This window comes from Rhodopila sp. (genome assembly GCF_965276935.1).
Taxonomy (GTDB): domain Bacteria; phylum Pseudomonadota; class Alphaproteobacteria; order Acetobacterales; family Acetobacteraceae; genus Rhodopila.
Map to the genome: position 1 here is coordinate 543,334 of NZ_CBDIBS010000004.1, position 12,762 is coordinate 556,095.

The following is a 12,762-nucleotide window of genomic DNA, read 5'->3' on the forward strand; positions in this document are numbered from 1 at the left end:
TGCTTGGTCGCCCCACCAACCCCGCACGCATACCAGTCAGGCCCTTCGGGGCCTCTTGGGCCGCTGGTATAACTTGGATGTGAGAGTCCGCACGCGGCCTGATCCGGACATCGCGGCTTCTGAACAGGCTCCGGTTCACTGGATTCCCAACCTGGTTGTCCGCTCCATGCGGTTTCCATCCGCGCATCGATAGCCTAATCTTACAGTCTCTTTTATGCAGGAGGATGTCGTGGGTCTCAATCGAATCGGTGTGTATGCTGCGCTGGCGGGTCTGTTGGCGCTTCCGGCGTTGGCGCAGACCACGCAGACTTCGGTCCCAACACCGCCCGCCGCGGCCACCACGACCGCAAAGCCCGCACCAGGCGCATCGCTGGTTGATATCAACACCGCATCGGCGGATGATCTCGACACGCTGCCTGGCATTGGCAAGCCCCGTGCCAGCGCGATTATCAAGGGACGCCCATACAAGGGCAAGGATGACCTGTTGAAGCGAAAGATCCTGCCGGCGAATGTCTATAACGGCATCAAGGACAAGATTATCGCAAAGCAGGGCTGATTGCGGACTGCACAGATACGACCGCCCGCGAGATGCTACGTCTGAGGTACTGCCGATGTGCAAGGTGATCGGATCACTCTCGTTCATCTTGCAAGAACCCTCACGCTTTCCGGGCGTTTCGTCCTTCGGCTTAAGCAGGAGATAACGCTTATGACACTCAGACGCTTTGCCGTGGCCACCGCTCTGGCTATGATGCTGGCGCTCCCTGCGGCGGCGCAGACGATGCAGCTAAACCCGACAACGCCTGGTGATCCGTCGATCGGCGCGAATCCGCCCCCACCGATGTCCTCCCAGGCAAGCACGAAGGCTCGCCGGTCGAGTCCGGTGGATATCAACTCGGCATCCCCGGCAATGCTGGACGCGCTGCCAGGGATTAGTCAGGCCCGAGCCGACGCGATCGTCAAGAGTCGGCCGTTCAAGAGCAAGGACGAGCTGGTCAGCCGACATATCATCCCGCAAAACGTGTACAACAGACTTAAGGATAAAATCGTCGCGCGGCAGGGATAGCAAGGAGCGGCAGGCCAGGTTGCCGTTCTATCGCCGGAAGAGGCATCGGAGACTCGGTGTGGTTACTGTGTATCGTTCCTCCACGGCATCAGGATGACGGAGCCCTAATCACTGGCTGACGACCAAACGCTGTTGCTGAAGCGTCCGCATCCTCCGCAAGAGTCTGGGACGGCCCAACCAGTCGAGATCGGTCAGGTCCAGGTGTCCCCGGTCCACCCAACCTCGTCATACTCCGCCATGCATTGATCCACCAGCGCCTCCATTTTCGCCATATCGCCGCCCTTCTCCGCCCCGGTTAGCGTCTGCGCACGAATATCCTCCCATCCACCGGCGTAGTTGCGTTCGTACAGCTCGTGCCGGCCGCCGAATTCGGTGCCGACGCATTCCCACAGCAGTTTCATGATCTTGATGCGGTCCTGGTAGCCGATCCCGTGCGATCCCCGCACATACTGCCGAAGATACGGCTCAATCGCCGGATTGGCGAAGTCCTTGACCGAGGACGGCAGGTAGATCAGCCCGGAGGTCACCGTCCGCTGGATGATGTCCTTGATCCGCGGATAGGCATCCGGCGCGAAAACCCGATACGCCTGTCCCGCCTTCAGATCCGGCAACACCGCATCGCCGTTCCAGGGGCTGGGATTGTGCGCCATGGCGTTGGACAGTGACCAGAACAGGTTGCGCCAAGCTACCGCCTCCCCCAGCAGCACCTGGTTGCCGCGTGCCTCATCACCGCCCGTGCAACGCAACGCCTTCGCCAGCAGGCCGACGATGAAATCCAGCTTCACCGCGAACCGCGTGCAGCCCTGGAACTGGAAGCCATTGGTAAAGCCCGACCGAGGATAGAAACTGAGAACCCGCGCCGGGTCGCGATAGATAAAAATGTCCTCCCACGGAATGAACACCTTGTCCAAGACGAAGATCGCGTCGTTCTCATCGAAGCGGGACGACAGCGGATAGTCGAACGGGCTGCCGTTGCGCTGCGCCGCCTGCTCGTAGGACGTGCGGCAAAACAGCTTCAGGCCAGGCGCGTCGATCGGCACCAGGAACATCAGCGACATGTCCAGGTCCTCGGTCGCGGTCTTTGACGACTGGCCCATGAAGTTGTAGTGCGTGATGGCCGCCGAGGTGGCGACGACCTTAGCGCCGGAGACGATGATGCCGCCGTCGACCTCCTTCTGCACGCTGACGAAGACGTCCTTCGTGGCCTCGGCCGGAAGATGCCGATCGACCGGCGGGTTGACGATCGCATGGTTCATGAACGGCACGGTTTCCTGCGCACGGCGATACCAGGCGCGGGCGTTGTCGGCGAAAGGGCCATAGTATCCGGCATTGGCGCCCAGGGTGTTCGTATAGGCCGCCTTGTAGTCCGGCGTGCGACCCATCCAGCCATAGGTCAACCGCGACCATTCCGCGATCGCGCCCTGGGCTCCGACCAGATCATCCCGCGAACGCTGCACGCGGAAGTAACGATGCGTATAGCCGCCCGATCCGGTGTCGGTCGGACAGGTCAACACATCGTGGCGCTGCGGATCATGCAGCGCGTCATACAGGCGCGCGATCGAGCGGACAGCATTGCGAAATGCCGGATGCACCGTGACGTCGGCGACCCGCTCGCCATCGATATAGACCTCGCGGCCGTCCCGCAGGCTTTGGATGTATTCAGCGCCCGTATAAGGCCGGCGTCTGTCGGCGATGACGTCTTCCGGACGCATGATCGTTCTCCCTGGTTCGTCGATGCGACCATAGCCGAGGCTCTGGTCCTGGCGCCATGCCAGGTCATACCGTCCTCTATAACATGGGCGGCGGCCTGGCAGAACCGTTCGAGATCGTTACTTTCGGCGACAAGCTGCCGCTGGTCGAGGTAATCATCGCACTGAAGTCGTTGCCGGTCACACCCACCATTCCCATCGTGCTGCTGTGCGTCGGGTTGCCGTCATCTCGGCGACGATGAGTGGGATGGCGAAAAACAACCTCGGCAGTCCGGATCACCGTGTGCCCTATTTCAACTGCGCCGCGGCAGCCGAGAGGCCTTAAGCGGCGAGCCAGAGCGGCATGAATATATTGATCGCGTTCACCACGAAGTAAGATTGCCAGGAACGCGCCGATCCGGAACCCGACCGATACCGATCCCACCGGCGCGGTCTGGTCAGCCGCCTCTCTGCATGATGGCGACGTCCCGCACCTTGCGCGCCATCGCGGCAATACCGTTGCCGCGATTGGTTGACAGCGCCTCCAGCAGACCAAGTTCCTTCAGGAACACCGGGTCGGTGGCGATGATCTCCTCAGGCGAGCGGCCGGAGTAGACCCGCAGCAGCAGCGCCACCAGGCCGGACACGATGGCGGCGTCCGACAGGCCGGCGAAGTACAGTTTGCCATCGCGCGGGATGGCCTCCATCCAGACGCGACTCTGGCAGCCAGGGACGCGATGGGCGTCGTTGGCCCAGTCATCCGGGAAGGGGGGCAGCTTGTGGCCCAGGCCGATAATGAACTCGTAGCGGTCCATCCAGTCCTCGAACAGGCCAAGTTCGTCGCCGATCGCCTCGATCGCTGCGGCGGCGCTGAGTTCGGCGGGTTGGACGAAAGGGTCGGTCATACGTCGGATGTGCTGGCGGGCGATGGCCTCGTCAAGGAACTTAGCTCGTCAACGGGAATTTGGTTTGTCAGGAGATCAGGCACGCCAGATGGCAATGCCGATAATGACGAGGGGAATCAAGACCAGCCATACCGCACTGTCGACCATGATCGGACGCCGCCTTCTGCTTCGCGGAAAACCGGGCACTGCCTTCTCCGGTTGAGCATACCCGATCGTGTAGCGTCGTCAGGTGCGGCCGGCAAGAGTGTTATTCAGCCGAACTAAACCGGCGGAGCACACCGCTCTCCCGCCGGATCTCTCACCTTGGTTGCTTCGGACGTGGAATCGGACACTGCCGGAGATGGTATCCCCGGCCTCGACTGCCTCGAGGGTCGCCGTGTCCAGATCCGCCAGGAAGGTGGCATGAAAGCGGTTGACCATGTTGCTCAGTCCAACCGTCAGGCAGATGTCGATAATCTGCGGTGGCGAGAAATAGACAGATAGTTCAGCGTAAGTCGCGTCATCGATCGGCTCGAGACGTCTGTGTGTAGCGCATAACAAGATTGTTAGTGCCGCGATAAACCGTGTTAGCCAGATTGAAGAATGCTTGGCCGGCGTCCGGGCGATTCAGCCGTGGCGCGGTAGATGTTGACCAAGCGCCCGCAGGCCTGTCCCGCTGCATATAGATACGCTTTCGCGTCATCCGGTGTGGCAGGGTCGTCTTCCTGTCGGATTGGTATGAAAACGCTAGTGGCCCCTTCTGATCAGGACAATGGTCGACGAGATTGCTTTTCGCCCTGTTAACGCGCAGCCCCCTGTACATGCGCACCTAGAGCATGATCGTTTTAGGTTGACCCGTAGCCGGAGTTGACGAGGTAATTGGCGCATTCTTCGACGGTATACTCGTCGAGGAGCTTGGCGATCGCTTCGATCACTGCGTCGATGGTGCGGGCGTTGGCCTTGCGCAGCAGGGTTTTGAGTTTGGCGAACACCTGCTCGATCGGGTTGAGGTCGGGACTATAGGGTGGCAGGAAAATCAGCTTTGCACCCGCTGTCCGGATTGCCTTGCGGATGACAGGGCCCTTGTGACTGCTCAGATTATCCATGATCACAACGTCGCCCGGTCGTAACGTCGGCACCAGGAACTGCTCGACATAGGCGCGAAAACTGATCGCGTTCATCGGCTGATCGAGCAGGCATGGCGCATGAATGCCGTCGCATCGCAGGGCGGCAACGAAGGTTTGCGTCTGGCGATGACCATGCGGCACCTTGGCGAGCAGACGCTGGCCGACCGGGCACCGCCCCCGGATCGGGGTCATGTTCGTCTTCGTCCAGGTTTCGTCTACAAAAACAAGCCGTCTGGGATCAACTTTATCCTGCCGCTTTTGCCATTGCAGGCGCCGACGGGCAACATTGGGACGATCCTGCTCGCTGGCGTGCAGGCTTTTTTTTAAAGCTGAGACCAGCGCGGTCAACGATGTTCCAGACAGCAAAATAGCTCACCGTGATGCCACGGTCTTGCAACTCAGCGAGCAGTGCGCGCAACGGCAGATCCGGCTGTTGCGCAATCCGTTCGATAATCCTGTCGCGTTCGTTGGCCAGTGCGAAGGGCCGATGACCACCCAGCCCCTGCGCCGCCACGCTGCCCTTCTGTCGATCCAGCCGCGACCACCGCTGCACAGACGACTCACTGACCTGGAAGAGGGTCGCCGTCTCAAGCCGGCTCCTGCCTGAGCGGAATGCCGCGACAGCGCGTTCTCGCAAATCCAACGTGTAAGGAGCACCCATCCATGCTGGCCTCCGACCCAGCCCACAGCTTGGATCAGATTTTAGGCCGCGCCGGAACCCCTACTCACGCAGGAGTCAACTTAAAACGATCATGCTCTAGGCGATAAATTCGCCATCAGGCAGCTCTTCGGCCGCCATCGCACGTGGCGTGACACCCGCGTCGGCGTCACCGACGGTGAACCGGCAGCCGTTCAGGCGCAGGAAGAGTTCCAGCACGACGTAGCCCGTCCGTTTGTTGCCGTTGATGAAGGGATAATTGCGCATGATGGCGATGGCAAAGGCCACCGCCAGTTCGGCAACGTCCGGTTCGTCATGATAGCCCGGCTCAGCGGGCCGGACAGCGCGCTATCGAGCAGACCGGAATCACGCAGGCCCTGAGCGCCTCTGTGTTCCGTCAACTGCTCCTCGTGAACGGCAAGAATATGCTGGCGCGATAGCCAGACCGTCACTTCGCCAGTGCACGCAGCACCGCCCGCCGCTCCTTCATAACGCGGCGCGCGACCTCCATCTGTTCGGCGAAATCCAGGTTGGCGACGGTCGGGCAAAAACCGTCCGGCTGGTCCAGGGCATACGGCGTATCGCTTTTGGTCATGCCCAGGCGAACAAGCATTTCACTTAGCAGAATGACGCCATGGGATTTTCGATCTGCGAAAGCTTTAATGAACGCATGGCTCGCCCTCCTGGCTAGCTGGATTGTTACAACAAAAATGAGACAAAAAAGCTACAGGATGAACCGGCTCAGATCGCCTTTCTGCGCCAGCGGCGCCACTTTCTCATTCACATAGGCCGCGTCAACGACAACCGTCTCGCCTGATCGATCCGTGGCGGAAAAGCTGATATCCTCCAGCAGCCGTTCCAGCACCGTATGCAGCCGGCGGGCGCCGATGTTCTCCACCCGGTCGTTGATGTCGGACGCCAGTTCAGCCAGCGCATCCACCGCGCTTTCAGCGAAATCCAACGTCACCTGCTCGGTTCCCATCAGCGCCGCGTACTGCTTCAGCAGCGAGTGCTCCGGCTCGATCAGGATCCGGCGCAAATCGTCGCGGGTCAGCGGCATCAACTCCACCCGAATCGGCAGGCGGCCTTGCAGTTCCGGCAGCAGGTCCGAGGGTTTGGCCAGGGTGAAGGCGCCCGAAGCAATGAACAGGATATGGTCGGTCTTCACCAGCCCGTACTTGGTGTTGACCGTGGTGCCCTCGATCAGCGGCAGCAGGTCGCGCTGCACGCCTTCCCGGCTGACATCGCCGCCGCGGAAGCCGCCTTCCGTGGTGCGGGCACAAATCTTGTCGATCTCGTCCAGAAAGACGATGCCGTTGTTTTCCGCGTGGAACACCGCATCCTTGGTCAACTGCTCGTTGTCCAGCAGCCGATCGGCTTCCTCGGCTTCCAGCACCCGCCGCGCCGCCTCCACCGTCATGCGCCGCTTCTGCGGCGGCCGGTTGCCCATCAACCCCTTCATCATCTCGCTCAGGTTAATTACCTGGCCCGGCGGCATGCCAGGGATATCAAGCTGGTTCATTGGGCTGCTACCCACGTCCGAGACGGATACTTCAATCTCCTTCTGCTCGAACTCGCCGTTGCGCAACATGCGGCGGAACTTGGAGCGTGTGTCGGCGGCTGCCTCCTCGCCCACCAGGGCGTCGAGCAGCTTCTCTTCGGCCGCGGTTTCGGCCTTCGACTGGACCTCCTTGCGGCTGGCCTCGCGCAACATGTTCAGGCTGGCGTCCACCAGGTCGCGAACGATGCTTTCGACATCGCGGCCGACGTAGCCGACCTCGGTGAACTTGGTCGCCTCGACCTTTAGGAACGGCGCCTGCGCCAGCCTGGCGAGACGGCGGGCGATCTCGGTCTTGCCGCAGCCGGTGGGGCCGATCATCAGGATGTTCTTCGGCACCACTTCCTCCCGCATCCCCTCCGGCAGATGCTGCCGGCGCCAGCGGTTGCGCAGCGCGATCGCCACCGCGCGCTTGGCATCGTTCTGCCCGACAATGAAGCGGTCAAGTTCCGAGACGATCTCTCTCGGTGAATAGGTGGGAACTTCCATTACAGTGACTCGATGATGATATTGCCGTTGGTATAGACGCAGATGTCCGCCGCGATCTTCATCGCGCGCCGAGCGATTTCCTCGGCCGAAAGGTCGGGGACCAACATCAGCGCACGGGCGGCGGCGAGCGCGTAATTGCCACCGGAACCGATGGCGATCACCCCGTCCTCCGGTTCCAGAACGTCGCCATTGCCAGTGACGGTGAAACTGCGGTCCTTGTCGGCGACCGCCATCATCGCCTCCAGCCGGCGCAGGTAGCGGTCAGTGCGCCAGTCCTTTGCCAGTTCCACGCAGGCGCGTTCAAGCTGACTGGGATAACGCTCCAGCTTGCTTTCCAGACGCTCCAGCAAGGTGAAGGCATCCGCCGTGGCACCGGCGAAGCCGGAGACGACCGTGCCGCCGACGCCGATCCGGCGGACCTTGCGCGCGTTGCCCTTGACGATGGTCTGGCCCATGCTGACCTGGCCGTCACCTGCCATCGTCACGTGTCCATCCCGCCTTACGCACAGAATGGTGGTGCCGTGCCATCCGATTGGATCAGCCACGGCGGAAGAAAAAGTTTGCATGACATGGCCAAGTGGCGATCACGGCTCCCCTAGGCAAGAGCCGCTCGCATCATTGCGCCGTTGCCTATGTGTCAGAGGGCAAGTAAGTAAAGGCCGGGGCTCCGCCCTGCACCCGCAAAGGGACGGATGCCCCTTTGATCCCCGTCCAGGGGTTTGAGGGAGAGGGGCGACGCAGGTGTTGCAACCGGCTCGGTCGCCCCCTCTCTCCCCAATCCCTAAATGGGTTCCAAGGGCGTCAGCCTTTGGCGGGATCGAGGGGCGGAGCCCCATAAGCGCTAGGATAAGGCATTTTTAGCGTCTTTGTCTTGGCAGCGGCGCTTTCTGGGCGGCTCGGCCAGCCGCCTGCGTGCCGTTCTGCGGGTCGCCAGGCTGCGGCGTCTTCGGGGTTGTGCGAACAGAGCCACTTGCAGACGGCGGTGGTTGGATTGCCAAACCCGCCAAAGGCTGGCGTGACGGGTTGCACGGCCAGATGTTGGCTCAGGGGGGAAAGCCGAGATCCTCGCCCAGCGAAGTCTCGATCAGCACGGCGGCGATGAGATGAGCGAGCAGCCAACTGCGCGCGAGCTTGGGATCGCTTGCTTGCAACGCCGCAAAGCCGCCCAGGCTTTTCAGTCGTTTGAACGCGAGTTCCACCTGCCAGCGCATGCGGTAGAGCCGCACGACCTCCGCCGCTGTCGCCTGTTCTGGCGACAGCGAGGTCAGCAGCATCATGTATCCAGCCGCCCTCAGGGTGCGCGGATCGGTCTTGTGGCCCTTGCGACTGGCCTTGCGGTGCAGCCTCTTGTGCTGGCGCTCGGTCGCCTCGGGCGGCTTGCGCGCGATGATCAGGCGCGCGCGCACCGGGGCGCGGCCGGCGCCGATTGACACGGCGTGTTCCACCACCGACGGGCCGTTGTCGGACAGCGCCGCGACCAGATCAAAGGCCTGCCGCGACGCATCGAACACGTTCACCGAGCGCCAGCCGATCCGGGTGATGAAGTCCGCCTGGTTGGCGTGGGCATGGGCAAAGTTGCGCACCCGCGCATAGCCACGATCCTGCACCAGAACATCACCGGGCCGCACCGCCACGCAACTGAGCGCTTCGGCCGTGGCGGCCTTGGTCATCGCAAGATCGGTAAAACAGCCGCGCGCCGGTTCATAGCGCGCGTGAAGCCGCCAGTCACTGCCTTTACTGCCCGGGATCGAGACCGTGGAGCCATCCACCAGGTTGAGTTGCAGGCGCCCCTCCATTGGCGTGTCGCCGCGACGATCCGCCAGCAGCCGGTCCAGCACATCAGCCAGGAAATCACCCGAATTGCGCAATCGATCCAGCAGCGAGACGTCACAGAGATCGGCAATCCCGGCTTCGGTGGCATGGCTGGCGACCGCACGCAGCGATAGCCTGCCGGGGCCGTAGAGGAGAGCCAGATGCAGCAGGTCGGCCGCGCTGCGCACGCCACGTTTGCGCACCAGGGCTTTGTGCGTCCGGGCGCTGACCTCCAGATCAATCAGCGAAGAGACGTGGCCGACGACGCTTGGCCAATGATCCAGATGAAACAATGCGGTTTGCATCTGCCCCGGAATCACGCCAAAACGTGCCGTGTCAATCCTATCCTAGCGCTTATGGGGCGGAGCCCCCGCCTTGCTTCTTTCCTCAAACCCAAGGGAACAATGCATGGTTCGCCCGCTTAAGGTCGCGGTCCAGATGGATCCGATCGAGAGTATCGACATCAACGCGGATTCCACCTTCGCACTGATGCTGGAGGCACAGGCCCGCGGCCATACGCTGTGGCATTACGAGGTGCGGCACATGGCGCTGAAGGAAGGCGTCGCACGCCTGGACGGCGGCCGGCGGCAGGATCGGTTGTTCGCCCGTGCCCGCGGCGTAGCGGTGGAGCGCAAGCTTGGTGCCCATTACCGCTTCGGCCCGCTGGAGACGCTGGATTTAGGCGGCATGGATGTGGTGCTGATGCGGCAGGACCCCCCTTTCGACATGGCCTACATCACGGCGACCCACATGCTGGAGCATATCCAGCCTGGCACGCTGGTGGTGAATGACCCGGCGGCGGTGCGCAACGCACCGGAGAAGATCCTGGTCACGCACTTCCCCGACCTGATGCCGCCGACCCTGATCAGTTGGGACCTGGAAGCGATCCGCGCCTTCCGCTTGGAATACAAGGACATCATCGTCAAGCCGCTGTTTGGCAACGGCGGCGCCGGCGTGTTCCGCATCAAGCCGGATGACGAGAACCTCGGCGCGCTGCTGGAGATGCACTTCGCCCGATCACGCGAGCCGTTGATGTTCCAGCGCTATGAGCCGGCAGTGCGCGTTGGTGACAAGCGCATCATCCTGGTGGATGGGGAACCGATGGGCGCGGTCAACCGGGTGCCAGCGCATGGCGAGGCCCGATCCAACATGCATGTCGGCGGCCGCCCGGAGAAGTCGCCGCTGACCGCCCGCGACCGGGAGATTTGCGCCGCGATCAGTCAGACGTTACGTGATCAGGGCATGATCTTCGTCGGCATTGACGTGATCGGCGACTATCTGACCGAGATCAATGTCACCTCCCCCACCGGCCTGCAAGAGATCGCCCGGTTCGATGGCGTCCATATCGAGAAGTCGATTTGGGATCGGATCGAGGAGAAGATCGGAGCCTGAGACTCCTTACAACACGGACGCCCTCTTCTACAGCCCTAATGTCGCTGGTCGATGGCCGCGAAGGCAGCCAATGCTAGACGTTTCGATCCTATACGCTAATGTTCGACGAATTTCCCTAATATCACGGCGTAATTGTCGAGCGAAACCATTCCGCCGAACGAGCAAGACCCTGTTCCGGAGGTGTGCGGGGAAACCTCAGCAGCGCATCAGCCCTCCGGCAATCCAGGCGCATCGATTGACTCCATAACCGAAGCAGCGATGGTGTGATCGGTGCCGGCAAGATCGATCTGTGCCTGCCGATCCGCTGGTTGACGATTTTCGCGATCTGCAGCGGCGGTGCAAGAACCGCCGCCTCCAGATGCATGCGAAGGCGGGAAATCCGCCTGACCGGCGCACCGACCGCCTGGCCAAGGCCAGTGAAGTACTGGTTCCATGTTCCAACATCGCTATCCGCGAGATTGACCACCTCGCCTCTCACGCGTTCGGTCATCAGCAGCGAGACGATAACAGCGTTTGCGAGGTCATCATTGAAGGTCAGATTGCAATATCCCTCAGCCAGGTCGCCGAGATCGCCCAGGCGCCCTGCCACCAGCCAGCGTGCGATGCGTCCGACCCATTGATCGCCGCCTGGGCCATAGACGCAACCCGGCCGGATCATGATAGCGTCCCCACCCGACGCGACGAAATTGCTTACCACCGCTTCACATTCCGCCTTACCCTGACCGTAAGCGTCCACCGGATCTGGCCTCGTGTTCTCGTCCACCAATCCAGTCGCAGCGCCATAAACAGCCATGCTGCTTAAGTGCACGATTCTACGAAGGCCGGATGTGCGGGCGACATCACACAGGTTCCGTGTTGCCGCGACCATGGTTCGCGGGCGGCCTAGAACGCAGTTGACAGCATGGCTCACCCCCTCCAGCGCGCTCGCCAAGGCTTTCGGATCAGAGGCGTCGCAGATCCGTGTTTCCACGCCGGTCGCAAGCGATCCGTACCGCGGCCGCCGCATGCAGGCAATCGGGCGCATGTCATTCCGCTTGGCTAACGCCGCGACGACTGCGCTGCCGACGAATCCGCTTCCGCCGATCACCAGGACCTTGACCAGCTCTCCATCGTCACCGCGCCGAACCGATGTGGGCGCACCGCTCATCGTGGGGCCAAGCGAAGCCACAGGATATGTGAAGCGAAAGACAATCCGCCGATTAGATAGCGGCGCCAAAGGCGTCTTGGCTCCAGCAGCAGCCGGTAGACCCACTCGCAACCGGTTTGCCGCATCCAGACTGGCGCGCGTTCGAAGCGTTGGGCGAGAAAATCGGCAATTGCCCCGCCAGTCACAATCACCACTGGATTCCGCGCCGAGGCCGCTATGGCATCAGCAACGGCCTCCTGTTTCGGATTGCCCATCGCCAAGACGATCAGCTCCGGGCTGGCGCGCTTGGTCTCGGACACATACTCCGCATCCGACCGAAATCCGTCGACTGTCGAGACAACCTGGCAACCCCACTGCTCAAGGACCGCAGCCGCACGGCTGGTCCATGGTTCGGCGGTTCCATAGATTGCCGTCCGCCGCCCGGCGAAGGCGGCAGCGAGACGCGGGATAAAATCCGTTCCATTCATGTTGCGCCCAACATCCCGGCGAAGCGCCGAGAGACAGATTTCCATCCCAATGCCGTCGCGCAACAAGACGTCGCTTTGCGTCAGCCGGGAAGCAAACTCAGGCGATTTCCATGCAAGGTTCAGGACATGTTGATTAACAAACGAAACAACAATGGGTCGATCGGTATGTGTAATTCGCGCGATAAGACCGGCTTCCTGTGCCTCATTATCGATAATGTCGATCTTGTCGATGACTGCTTGCACCAGCGCAAGTCCGTGTTGGCGCACATGTAACCATCGCCTCCACATCGTGGTTTCCCTTGGTTGCAGGCTGAACAAAAATGCAATGCCGGAAAGTCGTGACACACCATTTGTGGCAGAAGGTAGATAGCTGACGACTGCTCCACGCGCTTGCGTCATATGTTCTTCCGGACCTACGGCGAAGCTGGTTAATAGCAAGGCGGTTGCACCATGATGAACTACTTTCGGACCATCCCT

The 12,762-nt window shown here is 61.6% G+C and carries 14 protein-coding genes; 4 read left to right on the top strand and 10 right to left on the bottom strand.

Translation table 11 applies throughout. The features are described from left to right. Positions 1 to 229 precede the first annotated feature (229 nt). Positions 230 to 556 (top strand): ComEA family DNA-binding protein, encoded by a 327-nt coding sequence (locus tag ACQY4S_RS18830; RefSeq protein WP_428486756.1) that lies wholly within the window; start codon positions 230 to 232, stop codon positions 554 to 556. A 150-nt stretch (positions 557 to 706) separates the two neighbouring features. After that, a complete protein-coding gene (locus ACQY4S_RS18835) occupies positions 707 to 1,063 on the top strand; it encodes a ComEA family DNA-binding protein (protein WP_428486757.1) in 357 nt (118 codons plus the stop codon). 191 nt (positions 1,064 to 1,254) lie between these two features. On the opposite strand, the gene ACQY4S_RS18840 is transcribed toward ACQY4S_RS18835, so the two are convergent. Further along, positions 1,255 to 2,775 (bottom strand): 4-hydroxyphenylacetate 3-hydroxylase N-terminal domain-containing protein, encoded by a 1,521-nt coding sequence (locus ACQY4S_RS18840; protein WP_428486758.1) that lies wholly within the window; start codon positions 2,773 to 2,775, stop codon positions 1,255 to 1,257. 56 nt (positions 2,776 to 2,831) lie between these two features. On the opposite strand from ACQY4S_RS18840, the gene ACQY4S_RS18845 reads away from it, so the two are divergent. Beyond that, positions 2,832 to 3,014 carry a hypothetical protein gene (locus ACQY4S_RS18845; RefSeq protein ID WP_428486759.1) on the top strand — a complete coding sequence of 61 codons (183 nt, stop codon included), beginning with the start codon at positions 2,832 to 2,834 and terminating at the stop codon, positions 3,012 to 3,014. A gap of 195 nt (positions 3,015 to 3,209) precedes the next feature. On the opposite strand, the gene ACQY4S_RS18850 is transcribed toward ACQY4S_RS18845, so the two are convergent. The 7 genes from ACQY4S_RS18850 to ACQY4S_RS18880 form a co-directional block, all read right to left on the bottom strand. Then, positions 3,210 to 3,656, bottom strand: a complete 447-nt coding sequence (locus tag ACQY4S_RS18850; protein WP_428486760.1) for a SufE family protein — start codon at positions 3,654 to 3,656, stop codon at positions 3,210 to 3,212. Between the two features lie 824 nt (positions 3,657 to 4,480). Continuing rightward, positions 4,481 to 5,423 (bottom strand): IS630 family transposase gene (locus ACQY4S_RS18855; protein ID WP_428483280.1). Its coding sequence is split into 2 segments (ribosomal slippage): positions 4,481 to 5,086 and positions 5,088 to 5,423, totalling 942 coding nucleotides; the frame shifts between segments, so codons are not numbered across the junction. Between the two features lie 96 nt (positions 5,424 to 5,519). Then, the gene (locus tag ACQY4S_RS18860; protein ID WP_428486761.1) at positions 5,520 to 5,708 is read right to left on the bottom strand and encodes a Fic family protein; all 189 of its coding nucleotides are present in this window, start codon (positions 5,706 to 5,708) and stop codon (positions 5,520 to 5,522) included. Between the two features lie 160 nt (positions 5,709 to 5,868). Continuing rightward, a complete protein-coding gene (locus tag ACQY4S_RS18865; protein WP_428486762.1) occupies positions 5,869 to 6,015 on the bottom strand; it encodes a hypothetical protein in 147 nt (48 codons plus the stop codon). A 129-nt stretch (positions 6,016 to 6,144) separates the two neighbouring features. Further along, positions 6,145 to 7,467: an ATP-dependent protease ATPase subunit HslU gene (gene hslU / locus ACQY4S_RS18870; protein ID WP_428486763.1), complete on the bottom strand. Its 1,323-nt coding sequence runs from the start codon at positions 7,465 to 7,467 to the stop codon at positions 6,145 to 6,147. After that, positions 7,467 to 8,033, bottom strand: coding sequence for an ATP-dependent protease subunit HslV (hslV, locus tag ACQY4S_RS18875; RefSeq protein ID WP_428486764.1), 567 nt, complete (start codon positions 8,031 to 8,033; stop codon positions 7,467 to 7,469). Before hslV ends, hslU begins: the two co-directional genes overlap by 1 nt. A 477-nt stretch (positions 8,034 to 8,510) precedes the next feature. Continuing rightward, entirely contained in the window at positions 8,511 to 9,584 is a 1,074-nt protein-coding gene (locus ACQY4S_RS18880; RefSeq protein WP_428483734.1) for an IS4 family transposase, read from the bottom strand. Positions 9,585 to 9,687: 103 nt separating this feature from the next. Here ACQY4S_RS18880 and gshB point away from each other — a divergent pair, with 103 nt between their 5' ends. After that, on the top strand, positions 9,688 to 10,671 hold the full coding sequence (gene gshB / locus ACQY4S_RS18885) for a glutathione synthase (RefSeq protein WP_428486765.1): 984 nt from the start codon (positions 9,688 to 9,690) through the stop codon (positions 10,669 to 10,671). Between the two features lie 121 nt (positions 10,672 to 10,792). Here the strand turns inward: gshB and ACQY4S_RS18890 are convergent, their stop codons facing one another. Together ACQY4S_RS18890 and ACQY4S_RS18895 are read right to left on the bottom strand one after the other, a co-directional pair. Then, entirely contained in the window at positions 10,793 to 11,758 is a 966-nt protein-coding gene (locus ACQY4S_RS18890; protein WP_428486766.1) for an NAD-dependent epimerase/dehydratase family protein, read from the bottom strand. Between the two features lie 56 nt (positions 11,759 to 11,814). After that, positions 11,815 to 12,684 (bottom strand): WecB/TagA/CpsF family glycosyltransferase, encoded by an 870-nt coding sequence (locus ACQY4S_RS18895; RefSeq protein WP_428486767.1) that lies wholly within the window; start codon positions 12,682 to 12,684, stop codon positions 11,815 to 11,817. Between the last annotated feature and the right edge of the window lie 78 nt (positions 12,685 to 12,762).

Bases quoted from the DNA above. Each gene is read 5' to 3' on its own strand.
- ACQY4S_RS18850 (WP_428486760.1), bottom strand. From the start codon at position 3,656: ATGACCGACCCTTTCGTCCAACCCGCCGAACTCAGCGCCGCCGCAGCG.
- hslU (WP_428486763.1), bottom strand. From the start codon at position 7,467: ATGGAAGTTCCCACCTATTCACCGAGAGAGATCGTCTCGGAACTTGAC.
- ACQY4S_RS18895 (WP_428486767.1), bottom strand. From the start codon at position 12,684: ATGACGCAAGCGCGTGGAGCAGTCGTCAGCTATCTACCTTCTGCCACA.
- ACQY4S_RS18880 (WP_428483734.1), bottom strand. From the start codon at position 9,584: ATGCAAACCGCATTGTTTCATCTGGATCATTGGCCAAGCGTCGTCGGC.
- ACQY4S_RS18835 (WP_428486757.1), top strand. From the start codon at position 707: ATGACACTCAGACGCTTTGCCGTGGCCACCGCTCTGGCTATGATGCTG.
- ACQY4S_RS18865 (WP_428486762.1), bottom strand. From the start codon at position 6,015: ATGACCAAAAGCGATACGCCGTATGCCCTGGACCAGCCGGACGGTTTT.
- ACQY4S_RS18845 (WP_428486759.1), top strand. From the start codon at position 2,832: ATGCCAGGTCATACCGTCCTCTATAACATGGGCGGCGGCCTGGCAGAA.
- ACQY4S_RS18840 (WP_428486758.1), bottom strand. From the start codon at position 2,775: ATGCGTCCGGAAGACGTCATCGCCGACAGACGCCGGCCTTATACGGGC.
- hslV (WP_428486764.1), bottom strand. From the start codon at position 8,033: ATGCAAACTTTTTCTTCCGCCGTGGCTGATCCAATCGGATGGCACGGC.
- gshB (WP_428486765.1), top strand. From the start codon at position 9,688: ATGGTTCGCCCGCTTAAGGTCGCGGTCCAGATGGATCCGATCGAGAGT.